This is a genomic window from Planctomycetia bacterium (assembly GCA_034440135.1).
In the GTDB taxonomy this organism is placed as follows: domain Bacteria; phylum Planctomycetota; class Planctomycetia; order Pirellulales; family JALHLM01; genus JALHLM01.
On the sequence record JAWXBP010000132.1, the window covers coordinates 1 to 26,849 of the forward strand.

Genomic DNA, 26,849 nt, shown 5'->3' on the forward strand with positions numbered 1-26,849 from the left:
CGGGCGATTGTGGCACACGTTACAATGCCGGCGATTCACGATGAACGACTATGTCGCACTCTCCTTGGGCATGCTCTGCGCCGGCGCCGGCGGCGAGTTGCTGCTGCGCGGAACGCTGGGGCTGGCCCGCTGGCTGGGGCTCTCGCCGGCGATCACTCGGGCGACCGTGGCGGTGTTCGCCACGGCGGCCGCGGAGATACTGGTCGTCATTCAGGCGGCGCGGATCGATCGACCAGACCTGGCGATTGGAGCGGCACTGGGGACGAGCATCGTCAATCTGGGGCTGGTGCTGGCCGTGGCCTGGTTGACCGCCGAGCCGGCGCAGCACAGCGATGCCTCGCGACGACATGTCGTTTTGGCGGCCGTCGCGCCGCTGGGCTTGCTGACCTTCGCGCAGAACGGCATGGTCTCGCGCGTGGAGGGGAGCATCCTGTGCGCGTTGTTCGCGGCCTGGTTGGTAATGAATACGCTGGCGGCGCGCAACGTCCCGAATCCGGAGCGGCTTGACGAGCCGGTCGCCGAACGGCGCGGATGGTTGGCGATCAGTTTTTCGTTCGTCGGGCTGTTGTTGTTGATTACGGCGGGGCGATTGATTGTGCATGGCATCGAAGGGCTGGCAATTCACTTCAAGCTGGATTGTTTCATCCTTGGAGCGACGCTGGCCCCGCTTTGCACCACGGTGCCGGAATTGACGCACGCGATCGCCACGCAGTATCGCGGCGGGGAGAACGTCTCCACGAGCGCGCTCGTGGACAATAGCTTATTGAACGCGTGGTTTCTGGCCGGACTGGCGGCGATCATCGCGCCGTCGCGGTTGCCGTTTCAGGCGTTGACGATCGCGGTCGTCGCCGCGATGGCGCTGACGCTCTTGGTCTGGCCTGGGAATTGGATCCCAAGGCGGCTGCGCGGCCTCGTGCTGTTAGCGGTCTACGGGGCGTTTGTGTTTTATATGTTGTGAGGCGCAGGCTGTGCGTTTAAAAGCCCAGGGAAGACCACCGATGACGATGGCTATAGCTACGGTTTTCGAGGGTCTTCCCTGGGCTTAGCGGCAACCGACGTCGTTCGCGCTAGCCCTGCATTTCCGCGAACGGCCGACGGGTCTCGATGTACTTGCGATGCGCTTCGAGATAGCAACTCTGGATGAGTCGATCGACGGCCGCGCCTGACGGAAACTTCGCGGAGAATCCCGGGAGCGAGGGGTCGATCGTCAATTTCGCGGCGGCGATCAAATGGGCTAGCAGATCGCGCGGGTCTTCGTCGCCGACCGCGAAACGAATTGTCGTCGGTTGAATGCCGGCTTGCTCCAGGGCCTCGCGGCTGAGCTCCGAATGCGTCGTGAACGCGGGGCAACTGACGATGGTGTTGGCCTGCCCGAGGCTGATCATGTGATCGAACGTCGGCGCCAACGCGTCGAAGAAGCGTTGAAAGGCTTCGAAGGGCACGCTGCGCATATCGATCGTAAACAGCGGCGCCGGCAAGCCAAGAAAACTCAAGCGTTCCCGCAGTGACGAGTTCTCGTCCTTGGCGAGGGCGTTGCAGTGGACCTGCACCTCGGAATGGGCGTCGAGGAAGCGTGAGAGAATTTCCGTGTTGATGCATTTGGCCAGCATCCGCACTTCCAGGGTGCGGATGCCCTGCATGACTTCGAAGGCGGCGTCGGCGTTGAGGAACGCGCCTTTGACGTAGTAGACGTTCCAGAACATCGTCTCGTCCCAGCGAGCGCCGTCGAACGTCTCCCCTTTGGGAATGAACATATCGCGATTGCGACCGATCACCACGCCGGCGATCACTGAGCCCGTGCCGGAGAGGTCTTTCGTATAGCTGTGAATCACAAAGTCCGGGCGCTCGGCCGGTTCTTCGCGTTGCAGCGGCCGCGTCAGGAACGGCGTGCCGACCGTCGCGTCGAGCAGCACGCGCAAGCCGCGCTCGTGCGCGGCGCGGCAGATGCCGGGCAGGTCCAGCACGTACCCATGCGGGTTGCAGGGAGATTCCAAGTAGACGTAGACCTTGCGCCCGGCGGCGAGGCGATCGGCGTGTTTTTCGATCGTTCGCTCGTAGCAGGCGAGGAAATTGTCGACGCCGTAGCCGTCGAAGGATTCGACGGCGATACCCAGGTTGGACGGCTTGGCGTACCAATCGTGGATCAATTGATGCGCGCCGCCGTAGATATTGCGGCTAGTGATCAGCACGTCGTCGCGCCCCAAGGCATGGGCCAGCACGCCGTCGATGGCGGCCATGCCGGAGCTGAAATTCCAGGCCAGGTAGTCGCCGGAATATTTTCCCGCCTCCAGGTCGACGATGTAATTCGCCAGCGCGATCGACGTGGGGTTGAGCAGCCGGGAATAGATTTCCAGCAGCAACTCTTTGCCCTGGAAGGCGTCTTCGATCCATTCGGCGCAGGCGTAGATGTACGTCGCCGTGCGGGCGATCACCGGGTTGGCGGCAAAGATCGCCGTGACGTTGTCGAAGACCGCGTAGGGGCCCTTTGCGCAGAGGGTCGCCGGACGATAGTTCAGGCTTTGGTACGACGCCCTGGCGGGGTTCTGCCAGGTATCGAGGAGCTTGGCGAACTGAAAGGAGAGGAATTTCTTGGCATTGAACCGAGCGATCCGGTCGGCGCGGTCGAGCGCCTGGATCGATTCCAGGCTTTCCCGCCAGATCTGGTCGAGGTCGACCTGCGTTTCGTAGAGCCGCTCCACGATGCGCAGCAGGGAACGGCCGAAATCGTCGTCGGCGTCGAGGCCGAAGTGGACCAACTGTTCGCGGGCCAGGCTGGGGGCATCGTGGGCGGCCGTGGTCTTGCGCCGCGGGGAGAGCCGCCGCATGCTGGTCCAACGGGGATCGGCCGGATTGCCGGAAGGAGTGCTCATGATGGTTTCATCCGTGAGTGGGGGCGCGAAGACGTCGGATTATAGGCGATGAACGGACTTTGGTCCTACCGGCGTGGATAAGCGACGAATGTAGCTTCGATGGCACTTCCCGCGGCGAATTGACACCCCTGGTTGGCAACGCTAACTTGTTGAGTATTCGGCACTTGCCGTGCCTGGACCGCGAAGGAGTGAATCGGAATGAAACGATCGTTTGTCGCCGCGAGCGGCGTGTTTTTGACGGCACTCGTCATCGGCTGCGGAGGTGGCGGAGGTGGCAAGGGGAACGGCAGTGGTGGTGGCGCTGGTGGTGGCTCTACTGGGCCGATCCGCATTGGTGCGGTGCTGGAACTCTCCGGCGGCACGGCCACTTACGGCGAAGAAACCCGTAACGGCATCGACATGGCGTTGGAGAAGCTCAACGCCGGGCGCGAGCGGCCGATCGAAGTCGTGTATGCCGACAACAACAGCGGCGCCACGGAGACGGCCAGCGCGGTGCGGCAATTGATCGACGCCGACAAGGTGACCGCGATCATCGGCGCGGTGGCCTCGACGAATACCATCGCCGGCGCAACGCAGGCGCAAAACAACAAGACGCCGATGATCACGCCGGGCTCGACGAATGTCGAAGTCACGCGGATCGGCGATTACATCTCGCGCGTCTGCTTCATCGACTCGTTTCAAGGCCCGGCGATCGCTCGTTTCGCCGCCGAGGAGTTGAAGAAGACCAAGGGTTTCCTGGTGATCGACAAATCGGCCGACTACAGCGTGGGGCTAGCGGATTCGATTCGCACGACCTTCACTTCGCTGGGCGGCACGATCGTCGGCGAGACGAACTTCGAAGCCCGGGCGAGTGACTTCTCCGCATTGATCACGCAGGTTGAACAAGCCAAGCCGGATGTGATCTTCATTCCCGCTTACTATCGTGAAGTCGGGCTGATGCTCAAGCAAGCCCGCGGGCATTGGGACGGCATTCCGAAGCTCGGCGGCGACGGCTGGGACAGCCCGGAGTTATTGGAGCTGGGAGGCGCCGGCGTAATCGGAACGTATTTCGCCACGCACTTCGCGCCGGACGATCCGAACCCGAAGATCCAGGAGTTCACCAAGGCCTACCAGGACAAATACGGCAAGCCGCCGGGTTCGATGAGCGGGCTGGGCTACGACGCGGCGCTGGTGGTGACCGACGCGATCGATCGCGTTGAAGGGGAATTGACCAAGGACAAGTTGCGGGACGCGATCAACGCCACCAGCAATGTCGACGGCGTGACCGGAACGATCAAATTGGATGAGAATCGCAACCCGGTGAAGGACCTGGTCATCCTGGAAGTCACGGCCAGCGGTTTTAAGTTCAAGAAGAAATACTCGCCGTAGCAACTCGACAACACTGCGGCCCCGTTGTGGCATGGTCTCCCGACCATGCCACTCGCCCGACCGAAGGTCTCCAAAACGTGGCGCGGTCGGGAGACCGTGCCACAACTCGTGGTTCGACGTCGATCTCCGCGGTCACAGACCGCGGCTACAGCCGAAAGTCCCTGATTCGATCGCCACCGCATGGACTTCGCATACTTCGTCGATCAGTCGGCTAACGGACTCAGCTTGGGGTGCATGTATGCCTTCATTGCGCTCGGCTACACGATGGTTTACGGCGTGCTGAAGCTGGTGAATTTCGCGCACGGCGAATTCTTCATGCTCGGCGGATTGATCGGCTGCCTGTCGCTGGGCTATCTGCCGTTGGAACAAGTCCCGTTGCCGGAACCGCTGCGGCCCTGGTTTGGATTGTTGGCCGCAATGTTGATCGCGGCGCTCGGAACCGCGGTGTTCGCGGTGCTGGCTGAGCAAATGGTTTATAAGCCGTTGCGCGGCGAAGGTCGCTACGCCGCGCTGTTCGCCGCGGCATTTCTGGGCATCTTCATCGCCGCCGCGTGGGGACCGTTGAGCCGGAATATCGGCTTGTTGCCGACACTGGCGGTGTTGGCCCTCGGCGTTTGGGCGTGTCTGAAGTTTCTGCCGCGCTGGACCGATCGTTGGAGTCGCACGCGCACACCTGGGACGCGCATCGCGGCGCTGTTGACGGCGCTGGGGTTATCGCTCGCACTGCAAAACGGCACTGCCTGGGTCTTCACCGCGACGCCGCGGGCGTTTCCGGAACGCAAGACGTTTCTCAGTTGGGAAGAGTTGGAAGCCTTGCCGGCGGGAACGGTGGCCACGGGGAACTTGTTTGTGCAGGGGGAGCGCGGGCGTCGCAACGTGATGTTCGAAGGCGAAACCCTCGATTCCGCGCGCTGGTCCGACATGAAGGAACAACACGCCGGACTGTATCAATCCGCGCCGCTCAGCGAATCGACCAAGCGGTGGATCGTGTTGGCGACGTTGGCGGTCTCCGGGAGTTTGCTGTTTCTGTTGGTGAAATACACAAAACTCGGCAAGGCCATGCGGGCGGTTTCGTTCAATGGCGAGACGGCGTTGTTGATGGGCGTGAATACCAATCGCGTGATCAGCTTCACGTTTTTCGTCGGCGCGTTTCTGGCCGGCATCGGCGGCGTGCTATGGGGCATGCGGTACGGCGACGTCGATCCCTTCACCGGCGTGATTCCGGGCCTCAAGGCCTTCGTGGCCGCGGTGCTGGGAGGCATCGGTTCGATTCCCGGCGCGATCCTGGGCGGCCTGTTGCTCGGCTTCACCGAAACGATGCTCGACGCTTACGGCATGAGCAATTATCGCGACGCGTCGGCGTTCGTGATTATGATCGTGATTCTCCTGGTCAAACCGGCGGGCTTGCTGGGGACGTTCGAAGGAGAAAAGGTCTGAACGAGCTCAGCGACATCCTCAGCTTCAAGTTCCTGGCGCCTCACCTGGTGTGGATCGGGCTGTACTTGATCCTTGCGCTGTCGCTGAACTTGATTAACGGCTGCGCCGGGATGTTCAGTCTCGGCCATCAAGGCTTCTGGGCCGTCGGCGCGTACGGCGCGGCGGCGCTCGTGGTCAAGCTGCCGTTCGAACTTCCGGGCCCGGTGATGTTCGCATTATCGTTGATCGTCGGCGCGATCTGCGCAACGCTGGCCGGGCTGATTATCGGCGTGCCTTGTTTGCGATTGCGCGGAGATTATCTCGCCGTAGCGACGCTCGGCTTCGCGGAAATCATTCGCAATCTGCTGATCAAGTTCGATTGGCTCGGCGCGAGCCGCGGTCAGCGGATCCCGCCGCAAGTGCTCGATCCGCAGGATACGGCGCCGTACCATTGGTTTTATCTCGCGGTGACCTGGTTCTTCGTGCTGGTCACGGTCTGGATTTGCCGGAACGTGATTCACTCCAGTCACGGCCGCGCGATCCTGGCGATTCGCGAGGACGAAGTTGCCGCGGAACTACTGGGCGTGAACGTCACGCGCTATAAGTTGCTCGTGTTTTTGCTGGGCTCGATGCTGGCCGGTTTGGCCGGCGCTCTGCACGCGAATTTCGAGCTGTACATCGCGCCGCCGATGTTCACGATGCTGCCGGGGATCATGATTCTGCTGATGGTGGTTCTCGGCGGGACCGGCTCGATGTCGGGCACGGCGATTGCCGTGGTAGTTTTGTACTCATTACAGCAAATCTTGAAGTTGAGCTTGTTCGGGCTCCCGACGAGCGCCGCGTCGGCGATTGGCTGGCCGCCGCTCGAAGCCCTGGCCAAGTCGTTCGAGTTGCTCGCGCGCGAGCGCTGGCAGGCGATGTTCGCCGTGTTGCTGGTGATCGTAATGATCTCGATGCCGCAGGGCATTTTCGGCAAGCGCGAACTGTGGCAGACCGAACGGTTTCGACGCTGGGCGGGTCGCCTCGGCTTTCGTGCGCGCACGGCGAGGACCGGCGCATGACTTCCGCGCTGCTGGCCTGTGATGCGCTGACGATGCGATTCGGCGGCTTGACCGCGGTTGATGATTTCTCGCTCGCCATCCAGCCCGGCGAGTTGCTGGGATTGATCGGCCCGAATGGCGCGGGCAAAACGACGGTGTTCAATCTGATCACGGGCGTCTATCGTCCCACAGCGGGCTCGATTCGCTTGGAGAATGCCAGCATCATCGGGCGACGGCCCTATCGCATCACCGCGTCGGGCATCGCGCGTACCTTTCAAAACATCCGCTTGTTCGGCGATCTCACGGTGCTGGACAACGTGCGCCTGGCTTGCCACTTTCGCGTCGAGTACGGGTTGATCGATTCCCTTGTGCGTTCCGGACGCTTCCGTGACGCGGAGGCTAAGATCGCGGAGAAGTCGCGGCGGCTGCTGGAATTGCTCGACCTGGCCGACTGTGAGAATCACCTGGCGCGCAGCCTTCCGTATGGCGAACAACGCCGGCTGGAAATTGCCCGCGCGCTGGCGACGGAACCGAAACTGTTGTTGCTCGATGAACCCGCGGCCGGTATGAACCCGCAGGAGAAGGAACAACTCGCTCAACTGGTCTCGCGCATTCGCGGCGAGTTCAAGTTGGCGATCCTGTTAATCGAGCACGACATGCCGTTCGTAATGCGGCTGTGCGAGCAATTGACCGTGCTGGATTACGGAAAAATCATCTGCCGCGGCACCCCGGCGGAAGTTCGCGCCAATCCGGACGTGATTCGCGCTTATCTTGGAGGGGGCGATGCTGGAGATTGATCGCCTCGACGTCTATTACGGGAACATCCACGCGCTCAAAGGCGTGAGCTTGCGCGTGGAGGAAGGCGAAATCGTCACGATGATCGGGGCAAACGGCGCCGGCAAGACGACGACGTTACGCACGATCTCCGCGCTGCTGCGGCCGCGCGCTGGGAGCATCCGCTTTCGTGGCGAATCGATCGAGAAATGCCCGGCGGATGAAATTGTCCGGCGCGGCATCGGGCATTCGCCGGAAGGGCGGCAGATTTTCGCGAATTTGACCGTCTCGGAAAACCTCGACATGGGCGCGTACACGCGCCGCGATCGGGACGGCATTCGGCAGGATCGGGAGATGGTGTTCGGCCTCTTTCCGCGGCTGCGCGAGCGCCTGCATCAGCGCGGCGGCACGCTTTCTGGCGGTGAACAGCAGATGCTGGCGATCGGCCGGGCGCTGATGTCGCGGCCGAGTTTGCTGTTGCTCGACGAGCCGTCGCTGGGGATTGCGCCGCTCTTGGTCGAGCAAATCTTCGAGAAGATCGCCGCCTTGAATCGTGAACAGGGGCTGACGATTCTCCTCGTCGAGCAGAACGCGCATCTGGCGCTCAAGGTAGCGCACCGCGCCTACGTGCTGGAAACCGGCCACGTGGAACTCGAAGGTCCGGCGAAGGAACTGGCGAACGATGAGCGCGTCCGGGCTCATTACCTCGGCGGCTGAACGTCCTGCTCCATGACGAAGCTTTATTGCTTCAACAGTTTGTTGATTGCCGTTAGTAGCACTTGTTCGGCGGCCGGGGCGACATTCGACGACGTGGGTTGCGTTTCGTAGCCGCCTTCTTCATAGGCGACCGCGGTGCCGATGTAGAACGGTGCGTAGTCGCCGTAGGCGGCCATCGACACGAAGAGGTCCGGGCGCGCGGCCTTGGCGGCCAACTGGTATTCCACGAACAGCTCACCCGGTAGGTGTAGGATTCTGGCTTTGCCGAGCTTCAAGCAACTCAGCTCGATCTGGTGACCTGCCGCGCAGCGTTGGAGCCAGGCCAGCTTCGTGGCTTCGTTCTTGGCGGCGAACATGGGATCGCGATCGATCAGTTGCTGCTGGAATTTCTCGATGGAGAGATGTGCCGCGGGCGGCAGCGCGACGGGCTCGACGATCCACGCGACATCGCTCGGCGCGAGCGGAGTGCGTTCCGTGGTTTCCCAGGCGCGGCGCATGCCGTCGGCCAAGCGCTCGGCCAGGACCAGGCGATTCGCAGGCGCGCCGTCGTTGTATTTGCCTGCGCCAATGTTGCCGCCCGCGCCGGTGAAATGCACGTGAAGCGCTTCGGGAAGATGCGATTGACGCAGGAAGCGCGCCAGGCCGGGGAAATCCGGATTGGGGACGCCGGTGCGATAGTAGCTCTGCGGATGCGTAGCATAGTAGCTCAGCACGGCGACCGGTTGATCGCCGTTCCAAAAGCTAACGAGCGAGACCTGCGGATCGATCGTGCCTTCCGGCGCGGCGCGCAGGTCGGGATCTTGGCAGGACGTGTAACGCACGGCGCGGACCTTGCCGTCCGGGCCGAAGATGCGCCGATTGGACGCTACTTCCTTCACGTCCGCTTTGCCGACGCCGACATGCGTGACCGGCTTGGCCTGCGGAATCGCTTCACGTACCGCCGCGGACAGGCGCGTGATCACTTCGCGTTGCCAGTGCCCGGCGTATTGCCGAGGATCAAGCCCGGCGTCGTTAAGCAATCGTTCGGCGGTGAAGTCGCTTTCCGGCGCATCGTGTTGGTGCAACGCATGCACGGTGATGCGCGACGGCGAAGTCCCGGCGGCCTTCGCGAGCGCGGCGCGAAAGGCGTCATGCGATTCGTTCGCGATGCCGATCCAATCGACCGCGCACAGCACAATCGGCTCGCCGGCGCCGAGGAGCAAAATGCCCCGAGCGCGGAGGCCGAGCTCGCCTGGTTCCTTCGCCAGGTCGTAGGCCATCATGCTGCCGACTGGCGGCGTGGCGTCGACATCGAACGTGGCTACGCGAAGCGATTCACTGGCCGGCTCCGCGCCTTGGAGCGTCGCAACCAGGGCAAATAGTACGAACGCTAACACGGCCAGGCGAGATAACATGGCGGGCAACTCCAAGGCGGGAGACGCGAGGCGGGAGTGAACGGGCAGTGGGACCACGCTGAATGTAGTCGGCGAGCGTTTGGGAAGCAAATGGCTCACTCTCGGCTTCGCAGTCCAATCCCGCGCATGACCGAGAGTATTGAACGCCGCTCGCTGGCAAACCGATCATCGTCGGTGGGCAACGCGGCCAAATCGCTCAAAAGACTCGTGTCCTGCAACTTGCCGAGGCGGCGGAAATGATCGAGTGCCGCGGCGCGCTCGTTGTATTCACCACTCGCCAGTGCCAGGTAACGGTCCTCGGTTCGATGTATTGGGCGGCGCGAACGCGGGGTCCAGAGCGTCGAATTCCCTGGCCAAGGCTGCCCGTCGTCATCGTTCGATTCCGGCCCGTGCATCCGGGACAGAATTGAGCTCATGCGTGTGGCCGCCTCGTCGGCCGTTTTCACGCCGGCTACGCGACGGCTGCCGAGGTGATGATTGATGATGATCGCCCGTTGGTTGAAGACGATCTCGCTGGGCAGCGGAAACATCGCCGCCTGATGTGCGACGTCGGCGTCGCGATAACGGCTCAACAAGAACTCCAGCACCTTGACGTGCGGGAGCGCCGACGGAAAGCTCGCCTGCACCGTCGGCAACAACAGCCGGTCGCGTCGCGCGGCCCAGTCTTCGTAGAGTGAAATGGTCGCTGTTGGCATGTTAGCCCTCGTCAGCGATTTGCTTGCTGTAGTCGTCGCTGAGCAAGATTGTATTGTTGGCAGCAAGCATGGGCGCTGTAAACACCAACATGAGCGCTACCAGGCCGTCCAGCCGCCGTCGACGGTCAAGACGGCGCCGGTCATGTAGTTGGACGCGCTCGACGCCAGGAATAGCACCGGTCCTTGATAGTCTTCGGCCGCTGCCATGCGACCGAGTGGCGTGCGCGCCACGTAGTTTGCTACAAACTCGGGGTCCTGGCCATCATATACGCCGCCGGGAACGAGGCAGTTCACCCGCACGCCTTGTTGCGCCCAATGCACAGCCAGGTAGCGCGTGAGTCCGATCACGCCCGCCTTGGAGACGCCGTAAGCGATCGGCGAATTCACGCCGGAGTCGCCATAGATGCGGGGATCGGCCGAAACGACGCCGTACGTGGAACTGAAGTTGACGATTCGCCCCGCGCCACGCTCCGCCATCCGTCCGCCGAAGACCTGGCAGGCCAGATGCACGGCGGTCAGGTTGGTTTCCAGCACGCGTTCCCAGGCTTCGCGCGGGTAATTCTGTGGCGCGGACGAGTAGAAGCCTTGCCCGCGAAACTGGGCGCAGTTGATCAGCACCGCCGCGGGGCCGAGCCGTCCTTCCAATTCGTCGCGCGCTCGCGCCAGTTCGTCGGCGCTGGTCAGGTCGTAACGCAGGGCGAGGGCATTGCGGCCGGTCGAAACAGTGATGTCGGCGGCGAGTTGTTCGGTTTGGTCGGCGAGATCCAGGATCGCTACATTCGCGCCGGCCTGCGCGAGCGCCTGGCAAGCACACGGCCGATCCGTCCGGCGCCGCCGGCGACCAAGACGACTTCGTTGTCGAGACCGAACAATTCACGCAGCAGTTCCGGCATCCAATCCCCTCCATGGACTCGCAATGTCCGTCATTGTCTCCTTTCGCGCCGCGAAAGGAATGCCCTTTCGCGGAGCGAAAGGAGACTATGTGCCGAGGACCGAAACAATGCCATTAGTCGGGCCGGGCATGCGGCAAGGGTACGTCGTGGAACACCAGTTCCAAAGCACGACGCGAGCGAATGCGGGGGTACTTCACTTGCAGGAGCGCCGGTTCACTGCTGGCACCTGGTGCGATGAAGGTGAGCTTGTACTGGGCTCCCTCCGGCGTGAGGGCGTGACTCTGCCCGTGACGCCGGTAGCGCTCGCCGTTCGCATCGAGCAGTGTAAAGCGATTCTCTTGAAAGACCATTTCCTGCGGATCCGGGATCGGCAAGTCGCGGGCGATCGTCAATTCGAGTTCCACGCGACCGCCTGGCTCCTGGCGGCAGTTGTTGACCGTGATGGCGGCGTCATCTTGAAAATGCGTGTCGCGATCTTGGCGCGGGTCGAATGCCAACTCCGCCAGGTCGCCCACGGCGATCAATTCCCAGGCGACGGTTAATTCGGCGAGTTGCGTGGCGTTCACGGGCGGCGGATGCAAACGCAACGTGGCGCTCGTGTAGTGGGCGCCGGCCGTCACAACATTCCATGCACCGCCGGAGGGCTGTTCTGAGGCGACCTGTTGCCCGTTGTCCGTCACTGCGCGCACGACAATCGGTTGCGCGCGATGCGCGACGAGTTGAAAGCGGTCTTCCCAGATCATTTCCAGTTGAATCTGAAAGACGTGCTCGCGTTCCGCTACGGCGGTCGAATAGTCAATGTCCTCTTGAAACAGGCGACGCGCCGACGTGAGTTGTGCACGCAGCGGCCCGGCGTAGGCCAACGGATTCTGTCCGCACCGCCCTGAGACAATCGCCAGGCCCGGCGATAGCAATTCGTAGTGCGCGCGGAAGCGACAATCGATCTGCCCGCAGACGGCGTCCATGGCAGGCCAGAAGAGCAAAGGCTCAGCGTTCAGAGTTACGAGTCCGTTTGGCAGGCCTGCATAGCGTTCGCCGAGCAACAGACGATTCTCGCTCTGAGCGGCAATGGCTTCGAAGTGTTCGAGCGCCGGACGCGTTTCAATTTCTGGAGTATAGAACGACCCTGTCCAGAGGTCCTCCACCGCCAGTAGCTCAAGGAGCTTGCGGGCGCGAATGCGGACTTCGACGTCGGGCGAATCGAGCGCCGCCTGAAGCTGCGCGCGGGCGTCGCGACCGAGACTCGCCAATTCCATTGTCGCGATTTCGCGTTCCGCGAACGAGGCGTCGCCTAAGCGCTCGACGAGTCGAGCCACGCGGGGCATGTCATCAGGAGGCTGAGCATCTGCCGTCCGCCAGATCGCGGACAGCCAGAGTGCGCCGAAAACCCATCGCCCGACACGAGAGCGCATGAGCGCCTCCCGCGAAAGAACATTCGGTCAGGGGAACGACCAAGGTCGGTGGGTGTGGCGCGATGATGAACGGCAAGATCAAAGGTGCAATGCAGCGGGGCGGCGAAGCGTTATTCCGTGGCGGCTGAGACCTCCGCCTCGTTTTCGCCAGTGGTTCGCGCGGTGATCGTGGGGCGGCGGCGGAGTGTATTGGTGCGGGGCGGTGCTTCTTGCTCCGGCTCCGCGACTTCTTGTTCGTAGTCGGCCTGCGTCACGTTTTCTGATTCGTGTGCTTCGGCTTCATGGTCCGCCGCCTCGGCCGTGCCCTCGTCTTCGACAGTGCCACTGGCCAATCGCACGCGACTGCTGGAGTTCGCCCGCCACCCGCCGGAGGATTCCGTTTCCTCTGCGGCTTCATCACTCGGCGTGTAGCTGCCGGTGCGCTTGCCCGGCAGGCGTGATTGGGGCGCGGCGGCCGGCGCGCCGGACTCCGGATAGTAACTCTGCGGCGCAGCCAAGCCCGTGGCGGGGGGCGGCACCGTGGTTTTTCCCAGGAACGGATCGAGCGAGGGAGGCTGGGCCGGATTGGCGCAACCCCACGCGTTCAGACACAGTGCGCCCAACAGGCAAAGCCCCAAAGCACGCATCGCGACTGGACTCCATGTGGAAGACAAGCGGACGGCGAAGGGAGCTAAGGTGACAATCCATCCCATTCGCGCGGGGTACGGTAGCAAGATTCCTTTTCGCGTCCAGATCAGTTTTTTCGCGACGGTTACTTCGGCGTGGCGCGTTAAATTCGGCCTATTGGGCAGCCGTTTCATGTCCGTTAACCTGCGCGCCGATGGCTTTCTGTAACGGCGGCGGCGACCTTGCCGCACAGGCGGTTGCGGCAATCGCGGCTGGCCTTGCCGGCGATCGGGCGCCTGAATTCCCGCCGCAGTCCCCTCCAACAGCCCAATGACTGACCATCTCAAACTGTTCTCGGCGGAAACCGGCGCCCAAACGCTCACTGAGCCGCGCGATTTGACGGCGCTACGTCAGATTCACCAGGCGTTTACTGCAGCCACGGGCTGGGAATTGCGCACTGAGTTAGTCGACGACTTCGACGTGTTACCCGGGTTTTCCCGCGGCGAGCCGCCGCAACGGGTGCGACTGTCCGCGTCGGTCGACGCCGACCGCGCCGGCGTTCCGCGCGTGGATCGCGCACGGGCGCATCAACTTGGCGTGGCAATTCAGGGAATGACCGGCGAGTTGCGCGAGACGATTCAAGCGCTGCGCCGACGTGAAGCGGAATTGGCCGCCGGCGTGCCCGTGGCGACGCATCGCGATGAACGCGAACATTTAGCGGCGCGATTGACGAGCATCTTGAAAGACAGCGCGGCGATTCTGGGATTTCGCTCCGCGGCGGCGTATCTGCTCGACGGCGATACGATGCAATTGAAGTTGCGCGCCTACTGGAATGTGCCGCGCTCCAGATTGCTGGCTCCCCCGAGGTCTTTGGAATCTTCCGCGGCCGACGTGGAGGCGCTGTCGGATGTCGCCTTGGCGATCGATTCCGAGGCGCAGGCCCTGGCCTGGCGCGCGCCGGAACCGTGCGGCGCGGCGATCTGCGTGCGGATCGTTTCCTCGACGATGCCGCTGGGGACGCTGTGGTTTTTCGGCCGCCGTCCGCGACCCATTCGGCCGCGGCAACTTTCGTTGGCGCGCGTGATCGCCGGGCGCATCGCCGCGGAATTGGAGCGCGAAGTATTGCTCGCGGAGACGCAGTCGCTAGCGGGTCTGCGAAATCAACTACAAGAAGCGGCCACGTCGGCGATGGGCGATCAGCGGCCCGCGCCGCAGTTGGAAAACTGGTCCCTGGCCGGCTGGACGCGCCACGAGGCGTCGATCGGGGCCGCGTTTCATGCCTGGCATGCGCCGCGCGATACGGGGGCCTGGTGCGCCGTGGGCGAATGCAATGGGCGTCGCGTGGCCGGCGCGCTGCGCACGGCGGCGCTCGCCGCTTCGTTGCAAGCGCTGTGGCGTCATACCGAGTCTCCTTCGATCGTCTTGGGGCACGCGAACGCGCAGCTATTTCAACGCGACGCCGGCGATGCCGTGGCCACGGTCGCGGCGGCGCGATTGTCCGGCGAGGATGAAGTGTGTCTGAGCGTCGCCGGCGACCCGGCCGTGCTGCTGGCGACCGAGAAGGGCGCGAAGGAATTGGTCGACATCGAGCAACCCCTCGGCATGTCCGGCCGCCTGCGGCCCCGCGAGCGGAAATTCCGCATGCCGCGCGGCGCGGCTCTAATCCTGACCACGAGCGGAGTGCGCGACGCACTCGACGACCGCGGCCGATTGTTCGGCCCGCGCGGAATCGTCCGGGCCATGCGCAGCGCCTGGTCGAGCAAGGCGCAGGTCCTCGCCGACGCCCTCCGCGCGCATCTCGACGCGCATACCCGAGATCACGCTACGTCCGACTGTGCGGCCACGATCATCTGCCGGCGGTAGTGCAATCCGATTTTAGCGAAGAGGCGCTGAGACGCGGAGAGAATGGTAGGGCGGGCCGCGCAAGCTATTCAACGCCGTTGTTCTTGAGCAGCCTCGCCATTGCAAATGCGTAGTGGATTCAACACGCAAGGCCCGCCGGTGCAATGCCAGGTGGGCCTTACGTATTCGGCTTGCGGCGCGGCAATGTTGTCAACGTCGCACGAAGATCAAGCGCCTGTTCCTCGCGCGGCCCGCCCTACGCACTCTGACAACTTCAGACAATTCAGTTACTCACTCTCCGCACCGCGCCAGTTCGAGCGCCGGGATACTGGCGCAAAGCGTTCTCCGTCGCGTCGCGGCTGCTCCGTCCGGCGACGACGACGCATTGCGGGCCGTAGGCCGTGCCACGCGGCGGGTAGAGCATCACTTCCCACAGGCTGGTCACGCCGGCGTCGACCGCTTGTAGCGTCAGTTGCATCTGCGCGACTTGCTGATTCACTTCGCGGTCGCGCTGATAGGCTTCCGCCAAGGCCTGCACGTGGAACGACGCGTCTTCCTGTTGATCCGGGTCGGCGTTTTCGGCTGCCCAGGCGTCCCAGCCGGGCTTGAGGACTTCGAGGTCGGCTCCGGAGAAGAAGAAAAACGGCACGCCGTATTCGTCGCCACTTTCGAGTTCCAGGATCACCCCTTCACATTTGAAGGTGCGGGCTTCGCCTTTTTGCTTTAGGACCCAGGATTCGAAGTCGCGATCGTTTTCAATCTTCACTTTTTCGAATTCCGCCACGATCTTCGGCACCATCTTGCGATAGATCTCCGGCAGATTGGCGAACACGCGGTCGTTCACATAGGTCCGGGCGCGGCGGCGTTGAATCGTGACGTCCCTGCGAGCGTAGCCGACGATGCGCCCCACGACCTTCGTGCCGTCGCGCATGGTCCAGGTTTGCGGTTCGGGCGTGTTCTTCGCTTCATCCTTGGAGAGCGTCTCCAGGTAATCGCGATCGGCCTGGCTCAGCTTGTCCAGCGGCAGCGAGAGCAAGTCCTTGTCTGCGCGCTTCAGGACGACCTTTTCGTGATTGAAGGCCACGAGTTCCGCTTCCGTCTTGTATTTGCCGGTGACGTCGGACCACTCACGAGCGTTGGCCGATGGGGGCGCGAACAGAAAAATCGCCAGCAGGAACGATGGAAAGCAACGCGACATGGCGACGGCCTTTCGAGGATGCGATAATGCGCGGCGGTCTTCTGCGCGGGTAAGCGTCGGAATGGGTGAACTGAGTATAGCCTGGGCGTCTCGTTAGGTGAAATATGCCGGGGGAAGAGCTTAGAATTTCGCGCCCGCCGCGATATCAGCCGCTGGTGGTCGTGGCCGCGGCGATGATGTGTGGAATCGCCCTCGATCGCTGGGCGGCGCTGGATTTTGCCTGGATGGGCGTCGCCAGCCTGTTGGCAATCGGCGACTGGGGGCTCGCCTGGCGGCGGGCGCGTCACCGTACGGCCTGTATTTACTTGCTCGCGGCGGTCACCTGCGTCGGCGCCGGCTGGCATCATTTGAGATGGCGCTATTTCGACGCAGACGACATTTCCACCTTTGCGAACGAGGAATACGCGCCCGTTGTCCTGGAGGGAGTCGCCCGAGAGGCGCCACGCCGCGTCGCCGCGCCGCCGTTCGATCCGATGAACGCCATCCCGCGCGGCGAAAGGAGCCGGTTGGAAATCGAGGTAACGGCCATTCGGGACGGCGACGCCTGGCGTAACGCGACCGGGCGGGCTTTGCTGACGGTCGACGGCGTGGTGACGGATGTCGAGGGAGGCGATCGACTGCGCGTCATCGGCGCGTTTGCCATCCCGTCGCCGCCGCTCAACCCGGGCGGATTCAACTACGCGGACTATCTGCGAGCGGATCGGATTCGCACGGTCGTCTTCGCCGAACATCCGGCGGCGATTACGCGACTTGAACCGGCCTCCCGATACAATCCGCGACGCTGGTTGGGACGCGTGCGCGTGCTGGGCGAGCAGGATTTGGGACGGTACTTGTCTCCGCGCAGCGCGAGTTTAGCCGCTGCGCTGTTGCTCAATGCGCGCGAGCAGATGGAAACCGCGCGGACCGACGCGTTTCTGGAAACCGGCACGATTCATCACCTGGCAATTTCGGGAACCCATGTCGGCATCCTGGCCGCGACGTTGTTTTTCGTGTTGCGGCTTGGTTTGCTGCCGCGGCGTTTGGCGCTCGGGCTGATTGTTGGCATCGTCACGCTCTATGGAATGGTGACCGGCGGCGATGCGCCGGTGCTGCGGTCGGTGGTGTTGGTGGCCATCGTTTGTCTCGCGCTGCACTTGGGCCGGCGGCCGTTGGGCTTCAATTCGCTCGGGGCCGCGGCGATCTGCGTGCTAATTTGGAATCCGTCGGAATTATTCGACGTCGGCGCACAGTTGTCCTTTTTGTCGGTGGCGGTGCTGATTCACATGGCGCGGCATTGGATCGACGACAGCTCGACCGATCCGCTGGAACGCTTGATCGCGGCGACGCGCCCTTGGCCCGTTCGCGCGTGGCGTTGGCTGGCGCGATTGGTGTGGCGGATCACCGCGATCAGCTTCGCCGTGTGGCTGGTGACCATGCCGTTGATCATGGCGCGTTTCCATTTGGTATCGCCAGTCGCCGTGGCGCTGAATCCGTTGGTCTGGGCGCCGGTGGCCGTGGCGCTCTTGTCCGGGTTCGTCACGCTCGTCGTGGGCCCGTGGTTTCCGCCACTCGGCGCCGCGATGGGTTGGGTTTGCGACCAGAGCCTGGCGCTCACAGAGTTCGCCGTCAATGGCTTGAACCATTTACCTGGCGGGCACACCTACGTCCCCGGCCCGAGCAATGGGTGGCTCGCCGGATTCTACGTCGGTTGCGTGGCGATTGGCCTATTCCCGACGATCTTCACCTGGCGGCGTCGCGCCGCGCTCTTATCCGCGTGGGTGATCGTGGGCTTGCTGCCGGCGCTCCAGGCGCCGGATGATGCGCCGTCGCTACGATGTCATTTCCTCTCCGTGGGACACGGTTGCGCCGTGTTGATAGAACTGCCGGACGGGCGACGCCTGCTGTACGACGCCGGTCAATTGGGATTGCCCAGCGCCGCGGCGCGCACGATCGCCGAGACGCTCTGGTTCCATGGCGTCACGCATCTCGACGCCGTGGTGGTTTCCCACGCCGATGTCGATCATTACTGCGCGTTGCCGCACTTGATGGAGCGGTTTTCGTTCGGCCAGGCGTACATCTCGTCGCGGATGTTCAAGGACAACGATCCCGACGCCGTGCGAGCGCTCGATCGCGCGCTCCATGAGTCCGAGATTCCGCGGCAAATCATCCATGCGGGCGATGACTTGATCGCCGGCAGCGACGTGCGGATCGAGGTGTTGCATCCCGGTGGCGCCGGGGTCGACGGGAGCGATAACGCGAACAGCATCGTACTGGCGATCACGTTTCAAGGACGACGTATCCTATTGACCGGCGACCTGGAACCGCCGGGCCTGAATGCCGTGTTGAATGGATTGCCGCTCGATTGCGAGGTGTTGATGGCGCCACATCACGGCAGCGGCGGCAGCGATCCGCTGGGGCTGATCGAGTGGTGCTCGCCGGAGACTGTGGTGATCAGTGGCAGCCGGCGCGATGTCTCGCCAGCCGTGACGCGCGCCTATTCCGCGCGCGGGGCGAAGGTCTTTCACACAGCGCTGGATGGCGCTGTAACGGTGACGCTATCGAATGGAGAGGTGCGCGTCTCGGCTTTTCGCGAGGAAGATTCGCCGAGCGCGGCGCGCTCCGGGCGCTGACGCTTCCGGCTCTATATCTAAACTCGCTCAATCATCCACGCGCATGCGGACGCTGCGGGAGCGGACGCACGGCAGGCGGTTGATTTCTTCCATTGCGCCCCGGGTGGCGCCTTCGGTCGTGATATGTGTCATGATCACCAGCGGCACTACGCTGGCCTCGCCTTGGCTGCCAGGTTCGTTTTGGATCACCGAGGCGATCGAGATGCCGTGGCGGCCGAGGACGCCGGTGATGTCGGCCATGACGCCGGGGCGATCTTCCACGTCGAACCGCAAATAAAAGCGGCCGGTGACTTGGCTGTAGTCGCGAGGATGCACGCGCGGCGGCTGTTGCGACCAGAGATTCAGCAGTTTGAAATTAATCGCAGTGCGGCCGACGACCGTGTCGATCAGATCGGCCACCACGGCCGACGCGGTCGGCATCTGACCTGCGCCGAGGCCATGGAAGAAGACTTGCCCGACGGCGTCGCCGACGACGCGAATCGCGTTGTTGGCGCTGCGGACTTCGGCCAGCGGCGTGCCGATGCGGACCAACGTCGGCGAGACGTGGACTTCCAGCCCGTCGCGTTCCAGCTTGGCGACGGCCAGCAACTTGATGCGGTAGCCGAGTTCCTTCGCGTAGCGCATATCGGCGGCGTCGAGCGTGTCGATTCCTTGGCGCGGAATCTCGCGCCAATGCACCCGCGCGCCGAACGCCAGGTGCGCCAGGATCGCCAGTTTTTGTGCGGCGTCGGAACCGTCGACATCCATCGCGGGATCGGCCTCGGCGTAGCCGAGCCGTTGCGCCTCCGCGACCGCCGTGGCATAGTCCCAGCCGCGGTCCTCCATCTGCGTGAGGATGAAGTTGCTGGTGCCGTTCAAGATGCCGTGCAGCGACGTGATCTGATTCGCCGACAGGCAGGTGCTGATGTTGGCGATGATCGGAATGCCGCCGGCGACCGAGGCCTCGAAGGCGATCGAACGCCCGAGCGCCCGGGCGCGATCGAACAGCTCCGGCCCGTGCTCAGCCAGCAGGGCCTTGTTGGCGGTCACCACGTCCTTACCGCTTTCTAGCAGTTGCAGCATGATCGACCGCGCCGGCTCCAGCCCGCCAACGAGATGAGCGACGGCCTTGATCTCCGGATTCCTCGTGATCCGCGTCAAATCGCTGGACAGGATGCCGTCAGGCAATTCGCAAGCCCGGGCCTTGGCGACGTCGCGGACGACGATCTCCTCCAGCCAGAGCGTCCGCCCGGCGTGGCGCGCAGTGCGATCCCCGTAATCCAACAACAACTTGGCCACGCCGGAACCGACGGTGCCCAGTCCGACGATGGCGACTTTGGTTTTCTCCATAAGAGAAATATAGCTTCCTGCGACAGCGGCGCTAGGGCCGGTTTTTCACCAGCTTCTTATGCGGTTATTCACCACTGAGAGCACGGAGGACACGGAGGGGAGGAGGAGAAATGTGGGATACCAACCCGACGCGCTAGCGAGGGAGAGAGGGCGTTGAAGAGGAGGCGAACAGCGCGCTGAGACCGAGCGCGATTTATTACGGCGCCTCGGACCACCATCGAGCGACAGAAAATGTGGCCGCGACGACCATGCCTAGAAATGTTGGAAGTACAAAGAGCCAGATCGCGAGGTTCGCCGCTCCGGTATATGGCGGTGGCGTTCCCATTCGGGCCGGTCGCGGTGTCTTGCCACTCGATTGCGGCGCGGCGTACGGATTTTCTGCTTCTGGAACGCTCATCCCCTTCATCCTAACCCCAACGCCGCATAAATGCGCTCATCCGCCAAGGTCTGCGCGATGAATTGCGTGCCGGTGAAGTCGTGAGCGCGGCTGTGGTCGCCGGGGACCGCTACGGTGTACATGCCGGCGGCCACGGCGGCGCGGCAGCCGTTGTGGCTGTCTTCCAGCACCAGGATTTCGCCTGCGGGGATCGCGTGGCGCGACGCGGCCTTTTGATAGATCTCCGGGTGGGGCTTGCCTTCGTTCACGTCCTCGCTGGTGAGAAAAAAGTCGAAGCGTTCCAGCCAGCCGGCACGAGCGAGAATGTTGTCCAGGAAACGCCGCCGGCTGCTCGTGGCGATCGCCTTTGGCAACCTGGCTTGATCGAGTGTATCGAGCAACCGTTCCGCGCCGGGCATGGGCGCCAGGTACGTATCGAGAATCGGCGGGAAGGTTTCCTCGGTCTCCTGCAGTAGTTCTTCGACGGTGGCGTCGAGGCCGTGCCGATCGATCATGATTTGGAGTGCGATCTGGCTGGGCCGGCCCATCATCGCGTCGAGCAGCGACTGCGTGAACTCATGCCCTCGCCGTCGCAACATCTCCGTGCCGACGCGCTGATAGAGCTCTTCGGTATTGAAGAGCAGGCCGTCCAGATCGAACACGACTGCCCGCAACGAGGCTTTCGGCAAGGTCATGCGGTGTATTCTCCGAGTGTGCGATGCACTGTTTAGTAACCCTGAATGTAGTCGATCTGCGCGAACGCGGGAGGGCCACCATCGACTGTGGGAGGCGTCTCCGACGCCGATGATTCGGCAAACTTACGCAGCAAATCCAGCTGTACTCGCTTCAATGTTCGCTCCATCGGCGTCGGAGACGCCTCCCACAGGGTATCGGTGAATCGTTGGCGGATTGAATTCCCTGCTGCTTCCATTGAAATTGGGCCAGCGGTTGTTGTAGAACCGACCTCTGTGCCAAACGCACAACACAACGGTATGGGACGACGGCGGGTGCTTGCCCGCTGAACTGAACAGCCTGGCGATGGAGCGCGATCCCACAATGGGTTCGCGGTCGATCGACAGGCTGTTTTCTTTTTGCGCGGCGAGGGTCATGGCAACGGTGGGTTGGGGATTCGCGTGGTTCGGCGCAACGCTGATGGCCATGAATCTGGCGGACGCCGTGGCGCCGGAACTAGGCAACCTGACGGCGAGCGCCGTCTTGGGCTGGTACGCCTGGTACACGGCTACGCGAACGACGCCGGGAATGCTCCGCTCGTTTCGTGAAGAGATGAACGCGGCGCGGCAGGATTTTCGGAGCGAGACCGCGGCGCAGCGCGACCAATTGGCGTGTGAGCGCGAGTATCGACATCGCGACAGCGCGGCGATCGCTCGCGCGTTGCAGCGGCTCGCGAAAGCGACGGCGCGGACTGCGGAGGATTCACCACGGAGGCACGGAGAGGGGAGGGGAAGTGATAAGTGCGGAGTGCGGAGTGATGCGTAGTGAATGGCGGAACTCGGAACGCTGAGCCGTGAGATGAACGCTTGTTCCAATAAACTGAATACTGAACCCTGAAAACTTCAAACTACCCATGAATGACATGATGCTGGTGCGGCGATGGCCGCTTGAAGCCTGGAGTCGGCTGCGTGAATTGTTGCAGGTCATTGCCGATTTGCAGGACATCGATGCGCCGTTGACTTCTCCGGAGGGTTTGCGGCGCGCCGTGGAGTTGGTGTTGAAGCTCGGCGAATTGCTGGGGCTCGACGCCGCGTGGCTCGATCGGCTGCGGCCGATTCTGACCGATGACGGCGTCCTGAACATTGCGCTGGCGGTCTGGCAATTCGTGCTTGGCGCGCGGCATGAGTTCAGCTCCGACGACGCGATTCGCTGTCACGTGGCGGGCGTTGACGGGCCGGTCGTCGTCACGCAGCAATCGCTGGCCGATTGGCTGCCGATCGTAGTGCAACTGATCAGCCTGCTCCGGATTGTGCGAGGCGCCCGATGATCCGCGAAAATGCTCCGGTGCGCTTGCCGCCCTATCGCGTGCAGGCGGTGATGCATGCGTTGTCGGAAGTCGTCGACTGGGGGTTGAGCGCTTACAACGTGCCGGCGCATTGGAAGAATACGCGCGGTCAAGGCGTGCGAGTGGCCGTGTTGGATACCGGAATCGACGCCGATCACCCGGACCTGGCCACGGCGATTGACGACGCCCGGGACTTTACCGGGAGTCGCTCGGGCATCGCGGACCGCGTTGGGCACGGCACGCACGTGGCCGGCACGATTGGTGCGCGGCGCAACGATCAAGGCGTGATCGGCGTTGCGCCGGAATGCCGGTTGTTGATCGCGAAGGTGCTGGGCGATGACGGTTCAGGTTCCAGTGATAAGGTGGCGGCGGGCATCGATTGGGCCTGTGCGCAGGGCGCGGACATTCTCTCGCTCAGTCTCGGCTCGCCCCAGGACGACGCGGTCCTTCGCAATGCGGTCGCCAGGGCGGCGGCACAAGGCAAATTCGTGATCTGCGCCGCGGGCAACTCCGGGCGGCCGAACTCCGTCGACGATCCGGCGCGCTGGCCAGACACGGTCGCCGTGGGCGCGGTCGATCGCGATGGCCGCATCGCTTCGTTCAGCAGTCGCGGCGACGAAGTCGATCTCTGCGCCCCGGGCCAGGACGTACTGTCGACCTTTCGCGATGGTTCGTACGCCAAGCTCTCCGGTACGAGCATGGCGGCCCCGTTTGTGAGTGGCATTGCGGCGCTATTGCTGGCGAAGCATCGAGACGGCGGCGGCGCGACGCCCGTGGCAACACATCAGCAACTGGTCGAGCATTTGCTCCGCACGGCCACCGACGCCGGCCCTGCTGGCAAAGACCCGCACTATGGCTTCGGACTCATCAATCCGGACAGCGCTTTGGGCGAGGCATCCGGCGACAAACCGGCGCCATCAGGCATTTGGGTCTTCATTCCCGGCGGCAAAGTAATGCCGTGAGACAAGCGGGAAGTGCTTCCGGCACGTTGGCTACGTCGATGTTCTTCCACCAGACCATTCGGGCTTATTCATTCGGGCTTCATCAGTCATTCGAATTTCGTCCTTCGTCATTGCCACCATGCCTTATTTGATCGCCTGCGCATTGCTCACTCTCGGTCCGGCCGATGAGCTGCGCGCGGCGTTGGGCGACTTGGAACGTCTACCGGTTCACGAGCGAACGGTCGTGCGCTATGCGAGCTTCTACGCGATGCCGCCTGAGCGTCGTAGAGAAGCCGCCGCGGTCTTGTCGTTTGTGTTGAACACAGTGAGCCAATCGCCGGTCATCGTCGATTTGGAGGAAGTGCCTGGAACGGAACAACGGCTGTGGCGCGTGCGTTGGGATCGCTACGGACAAGCACGCGACGATTGGGAACGATTGGCGAGCGAAGATCCCTACTGGCATCAACGACTTGCGCTGAAGCATGGCAAGCAAAGCGGTGCGAAGGAAGTTTTCATCGACGGCCCATGGTTGCCGGCGGAATTGGCTGCGCAGCTTCGAGCGGAGACCGACAGCGCGGGCGCTGTGTTGCGGGGAGATTTCTTAATTGCCCGGATCAGCACGACACTCGACGGCGGCCACTACTACCGATTGGCCAGGATCGCGGAAACGGAAGGCGCCTTTCTGCGTGACCTGGGCATTGATGCGAAGGCGATCGGCAAGCTGAGTGCGGACGCGGGAGCGAACCTCATTCATTCGCGCGTGACTCACCAGGTGCGCCGCATCGTCCGGAGACCCGGGCCGCTTGGTGGAGCATGGCACACGTACGACGTGGAGTCGTCGACGGCGGAGCGCGATCCGTTGCGGAACCCGTTCAGTTTTCAGTTCGACGCCGGCGAACACATCGCCGCCGGCCCGAACGGGCTGCACCGCTTCGCCCTCTACGACGCCCGAGGCAAGCGGCAAGACAGCGTGCCAGACCGGATTGCCAAAGACACGACCGACCCGCACGGCGTGGGCATTATCGCGCCGATGATTTCGTGCGTGCGTTGCCATGTGGAAGACGGCTTGCGTCCGTTCGCGAACGATCAACAGCGATTGCTCGGCGGCGACGTCGACTTGCTCACGGCGCGACCGCGCGACGCGGAACGACTCGCGGACTTTTACGGCGCGGATCTGGAGCGATGGTTGCGGCGCGATCGAGAGGACTACGCTGTGCAAGTCGCCCGTGCGGCGCACGGCTTGTCGGTGCGTACAACCGCGTCGGCCTTGGGACGTCTTTACTCCGAATACGTCGACGATCTGGTCACTACGGACCAGGCGGCTCGCGAATTGGGCGTCGAGTCGGCTGCGTTCATTTCCGCGGCGCGCAAATCGAACGATCCGGCGTTGCTAGCGCTCGCCGAAGGCATCGCCGTTCAGCGCGAACAATGGATCGCTTCCTTCGCGACGGCGGCCATGTCAACGCCCGGCTGCGTAGATCAGCCACCATCGTTGTCCAAGTAGTTACTCGCAATTGGGAAATTGACATGAATCGCCTCGCGCTCGCATTTCTTGCTTGTTGCGTGCATGACGCCGCCAATGGCGGCGACTGCCGGCCTGCGAAGGTACGTCACAAGTCACGGGCTGTCGTCATCGACTCCGCGGCGGTCTTTGCGATTCCGGTGGCAACCGTCGTCGTCGTTTCGCCGCCAGCGCTGCTCTACAGCTATCGCGCGGCGGCAACGTCTGTGACGGTTCCGATCAGGCTGGACGTCGCCGGAGCGCCGCCTGCGCTCCCGACCAGCGCCGAACAGCTCTTGCGGGTCAACTGCATGAAGTGCCATCAGGGAGACTCGCCCAAGTCCGGGCTGTCGATATTCGACTTGTCCGGCGAGCTGATCACACCTTTGCCGCGTCGCGCAATCCTCGAAGCGACGGCGCCCAACGCCGATGGCGCAGCGCACATGCCGCCCGGCGATGCAAAGAAGCTGACTCCGAAGGAGTTAGAAGTGATCAAGGCGTGGGCGGAACCGCCGAGGGATTTGAGGTATTAAGGGGAATGTGAAGTTTTCAGTGTTCAGTTTTCAGTGATCCGAAAAGCGATCATCATTGCGTTCCGCGTTTCTCAACTCATCACTCATCACTCGGCACTCATCACTTCCCCCTTCCGTGTTCTCTGTGGTGAATTCTGTTTTGCGGTACTTCTCGAAAGGAGCAGAGCTATGTTGCGATGTGTGATCGTGCTGTTCGCATTGCTCACCAGCGCCGTGTCGGCGGCGCGGGCATGCGACGGGGTCGTCGCGGTGGCGCCCACGAGCGTGTTTGTCGACAGCGACGTCTATGCGCCGTTGGCGGTGAGCGTGACACCGGCGGCGGTGTTCGCCTCGCTGGCGGTGCAGGTCGATGCATTCGCCGTGAGCGCGGCGCCGTTGCAAGTGCGCGTATTGTCGCGAGCGCGCGGCGATGCTTGCCTTGCGCCGCGCGTGCGATTGTTCGCGCGGCCGGCGCGATCTCGCGTTTCAGTTCGCGTGCGCTGAGCTTCTCCCGATCGGCCAGGAACGCCACGGCGGGCGTTCCTGGCCGTTATCCTCCCTCGTCGCGCCAACCAGAGGAGTGTACCGCTGATGAAGAAGACTTCACAGAAACGGGCCACGAGCACACGCCGACAACGCATCGATGGTGCGCACAAAACGGCGACGCCGACCGGTGCATCGACTGGATTGCGGGATCGAATTAAGGAACTGCGTCGCGTGCGCGCAAGCGCGTTGCAACCGCACCCGCTCAACTGGCGCACGCATCCGCCCGAACAGCGCGAAGCCCTGGAAGCCGTCTTGCGCGAGATCGGCTTCGCCAGCGCGCTCATCGCGCGCGAGTTGCCGGACGGCCAGTTGCAACTGATCGATGGTCATCTCCGCGCGGAAACAAGCCCCGACGCCGAAGTGCCGGTACTTGTGCTCGACGTCGACGAAGCGGAGGCGGAACAACTGCTGGCGACGCTCGATCCGCTCGCCGCGATGGCGAAGTCCGACGCGCAGTCCGTCGCGACGTTGCATGAACGCGTTCGCACGAACGAAGCCGCCGTCGCGCGACTGCTGGATGATATTCGTTTGCAAGCCGAAGCTGTCCAGCGCAATTTGGCGAGAAGCACTGCCGACAAGGATGCCACGCCATTGCGGTTGGAGCACTTGTATCAAGTCATGGTCGAATGCCAGGACGAGACGGCGCAACGAGACTTGTTCGAGCACCTTACTCAGCAAGGCTACCAATGCCGCGCACTAGGCTCTGTTGACGATTAAATCCGTTTCAGGCGGATGAATCCGAGGGCCAGTTGGATGATTGCCAGAAATGTTTGTTTCAGTTTTTCGTAGCGAG

Annotated in this window: 25 protein-coding genes; 15 read left to right on the top strand and 10 right to left on the bottom strand. The window is 63.0% G+C overall.

Features of this window, described 5'->3' with window-relative positions; all coding sequences use genetic code 11:
- Positions 1 to 958: hypothetical protein (locus SGJ19_07445; GenBank protein MDZ4780068.1), on the top strand; the 958-nt coding region annotated here is incomplete at its 5' end.
- Positions 959 to 1,067: 109 nt separating this feature from the next.
- Here the strand turns inward: SGJ19_07445 and SGJ19_07450 are convergent.
- Entirely contained in the window at positions 1,068 to 2,870 is a 1,803-nt protein-coding gene (locus tag SGJ19_07450; protein ID MDZ4780069.1) for a PLP-dependent transferase, read from the bottom strand.
- A 198-nt stretch (positions 2,871 to 3,068) separates the two neighbouring features.
- On the opposite strand from SGJ19_07450, the gene SGJ19_07455 reads away from it, so the two are divergent.
- The 5 genes from SGJ19_07455 to SGJ19_07475 all read left to right on the top strand — a co-directional run bounded on the left by SGJ19_07455 (position 3,069) and on the right by SGJ19_07475 (position 8,185).
- The gene (locus tag SGJ19_07455; protein MDZ4780070.1) at positions 3,069 to 4,238 is read left to right on the top strand and encodes an ABC transporter substrate-binding protein; all 1,170 of its coding nucleotides are present in this window, start codon (positions 3,069 to 3,071) and stop codon (positions 4,236 to 4,238) included.
- A 180-nt stretch (positions 4,239 to 4,418) separates the two neighbouring features.
- The gene (locus tag SGJ19_07460; protein ID MDZ4780071.1) at positions 4,419 to 5,675 is read left to right on the top strand and encodes a branched-chain amino acid ABC transporter permease; all 1,257 of its coding nucleotides are present in this window, start codon (positions 4,419 to 4,421) and stop codon (positions 5,673 to 5,675) included.
- Positions 5,676 to 5,722: 47 nt separating this feature from the next.
- On the top strand, positions 5,723 to 6,715 hold the full coding sequence (locus SGJ19_07465; protein MDZ4780072.1) for a branched-chain amino acid ABC transporter permease: 993 nt from the start codon (positions 5,723 to 5,725) through the stop codon (positions 6,713 to 6,715).
- Positions 6,712 to 7,491 (top strand): ABC transporter ATP-binding protein, encoded by a 780-nt coding sequence (locus tag SGJ19_07470; GenBank protein MDZ4780073.1) that lies wholly within the window; start codon positions 6,712 to 6,714, stop codon positions 7,489 to 7,491. The genes SGJ19_07465 and SGJ19_07470 overlap by 4 nt, the downstream gene beginning before the upstream one ends.
- Entirely contained in the window at positions 7,478 to 8,185 is a 708-nt protein-coding gene (locus tag SGJ19_07475) for an ABC transporter ATP-binding protein (GenBank protein ID MDZ4780074.1), read from the top strand. Before SGJ19_07470 ends, SGJ19_07475 begins: the two co-directional genes overlap by 14 nt.
- Positions 8,186 to 8,208: 23 nt before the next feature.
- On the opposite strand, the gene SGJ19_07480 is transcribed toward SGJ19_07475, so the two are convergent.
- The 5 genes from SGJ19_07480 to SGJ19_07500 form a co-directional block, all read right to left on the bottom strand.
- Complete coding sequence (locus tag SGJ19_07480; protein ID MDZ4780075.1) at positions 8,209 to 9,579, bottom strand: hypothetical protein; 1,371 nt, start codon at positions 9,577 to 9,579, stop codon at positions 8,209 to 8,211.
- Positions 9,580 to 9,674: 95 nt separating this feature from the next.
- Positions 9,675 to 10,274 (bottom strand): hypothetical protein, encoded by a 600-nt coding sequence (locus SGJ19_07485; GenBank protein MDZ4780076.1) that lies wholly within the window; start codon positions 10,272 to 10,274, stop codon positions 9,675 to 9,677.
- A 96-nt stretch (positions 10,275 to 10,370) separates the two neighbouring features.
- Positions 10,371 to 11,045: an SDR family oxidoreductase gene (locus SGJ19_07490; GenBank protein MDZ4780077.1), complete on the bottom strand. Its 675-nt coding sequence runs from the start codon at positions 11,043 to 11,045 to the stop codon at positions 10,371 to 10,373.
- A gap of 235 nt (positions 11,046 to 11,280) precedes the next feature.
- Positions 11,281 to 12,579 carry a hypothetical protein gene (locus tag SGJ19_07495; GenBank protein MDZ4780078.1) on the bottom strand — a complete coding sequence of 433 codons (1,299 nt, stop codon included), beginning with the start codon at positions 12,577 to 12,579 and terminating at the stop codon, positions 11,281 to 11,283.
- Positions 12,580 to 12,689: 110 nt separating this feature from the next.
- On the bottom strand, positions 12,690 to 13,205 hold the full coding sequence (locus tag SGJ19_07500) for a hypothetical protein (GenBank protein MDZ4780079.1): 516 nt from the start codon (positions 13,203 to 13,205) through the stop codon (positions 12,690 to 12,692).
- A 310-nt stretch (positions 13,206 to 13,515) separates the two neighbouring features.
- On the opposite strand from SGJ19_07500, the gene SGJ19_07505 reads away from it, so the two are divergent.
- Positions 13,516 to 15,048, top strand: a complete 1,533-nt coding sequence (locus SGJ19_07505; protein ID MDZ4780080.1) for a SpoIIE family protein phosphatase — start codon at positions 13,516 to 13,518, stop codon at positions 15,046 to 15,048.
- A 262-nt stretch (positions 15,049 to 15,310) separates the two neighbouring features.
- On the opposite strand, the gene SGJ19_07510 is transcribed toward SGJ19_07505, so the two are convergent.
- On the bottom strand, positions 15,311 to 16,225 hold the full coding sequence (locus SGJ19_07510) for an SHD1 domain-containing protein (protein ID MDZ4780081.1): 915 nt from the start codon (positions 16,223 to 16,225) through the stop codon (positions 15,311 to 15,313).
- Positions 16,226 to 16,329: 104 nt separating this feature from the next.
- On the opposite strand from SGJ19_07510, the gene SGJ19_07515 reads away from it, so the two are divergent.
- Positions 16,330 to 18,834, top strand: coding sequence for a ComEC/Rec2 family competence protein (locus tag SGJ19_07515; protein ID MDZ4780082.1), 2,505 nt, complete (start codon positions 16,330 to 16,332; stop codon positions 18,832 to 18,834).
- A gap of 27 nt (positions 18,835 to 18,861) precedes the next feature.
- Here the strand turns inward: SGJ19_07515 and SGJ19_07520 are convergent, their stop codons facing one another.
- The 3 genes from SGJ19_07520 to SGJ19_07530 form a co-directional block, all read right to left on the bottom strand.
- On the bottom strand, positions 18,862 to 20,163 hold the full coding sequence (locus tag SGJ19_07520; protein ID MDZ4780083.1) for a homoserine dehydrogenase: 1,302 nt from the start codon (positions 20,161 to 20,163) through the stop codon (positions 18,862 to 18,864).
- Between the two features lie 402 nt (positions 20,164 to 20,565).
- Positions 20,566 to 21,234: an HAD family phosphatase gene (locus SGJ19_07525; GenBank protein MDZ4780084.1), complete on the bottom strand. Its 669-nt coding sequence runs from the start codon at positions 21,232 to 21,234 to the stop codon at positions 20,566 to 20,568.
- A gap of 123 nt (positions 21,235 to 21,357) precedes the next feature.
- Positions 21,358 to 21,648, bottom strand: a complete 291-nt coding sequence (locus SGJ19_07530) for a hypothetical protein (protein MDZ4780085.1) — start codon at positions 21,646 to 21,648, stop codon at positions 21,358 to 21,360.
- Between SGJ19_07530 and SGJ19_07535 the strand changes: the two genes are divergently transcribed.
- The 7 genes from SGJ19_07535 (at position 21,647) to SGJ19_07565 (ending at position 26,773) form a co-directional block, all read left to right on the top strand.
- Entirely contained in the window at positions 21,647 to 22,036 is a 390-nt protein-coding gene (locus SGJ19_07535) for a hypothetical protein (protein ID MDZ4780086.1), read from the top strand. The two genes, SGJ19_07530 and SGJ19_07535, sit on opposite strands and share 2 nt — an antisense overlap.
- An 88-nt stretch (positions 22,037 to 22,124) precedes the next feature.
- Entirely contained in the window at positions 22,125 to 22,538 is a 414-nt protein-coding gene (locus SGJ19_07540) for a hypothetical protein (protein MDZ4780087.1), read from the top strand.
- Complete coding sequence (locus SGJ19_07545) at positions 22,535 to 23,518, top strand: S8 family peptidase (GenBank protein ID MDZ4780088.1); 984 nt, start codon at positions 22,535 to 22,537, stop codon at positions 23,516 to 23,518. The genes SGJ19_07540 and SGJ19_07545 overlap by 4 nt, the downstream gene beginning before the upstream one ends.
- 118 nt (positions 23,519 to 23,636) lie before the next feature.
- The gene (locus SGJ19_07550) at positions 23,637 to 25,001 is read left to right on the top strand and encodes a hypothetical protein (protein MDZ4780089.1); all 1,365 of its coding nucleotides are present in this window, start codon (positions 23,637 to 23,639) and stop codon (positions 24,999 to 25,001) included.
- Between the two features lie 23 nt (positions 25,002 to 25,024).
- Positions 25,025 to 25,531 carry a hypothetical protein gene (locus SGJ19_07555; GenBank protein MDZ4780090.1) on the top strand — a complete coding sequence of 169 codons (507 nt, stop codon included), beginning with the start codon at positions 25,025 to 25,027 and terminating at the stop codon, positions 25,529 to 25,531.
- Positions 25,532 to 25,699: 168 nt separating this feature from the next.
- Entirely contained in the window at positions 25,700 to 26,014 is a 315-nt protein-coding gene (locus SGJ19_07560) for a hypothetical protein (GenBank protein ID MDZ4780091.1), read from the top strand.
- A gap of 87 nt (positions 26,015 to 26,101) precedes the next feature.
- Positions 26,102 to 26,773 (top strand): ParB/RepB/Spo0J family partition protein, encoded by a 672-nt coding sequence (locus tag SGJ19_07565; protein MDZ4780092.1) that lies wholly within the window; start codon positions 26,102 to 26,104, stop codon positions 26,771 to 26,773.
- Positions 26,774 to 26,849 lie beyond the last annotated feature (76 nt).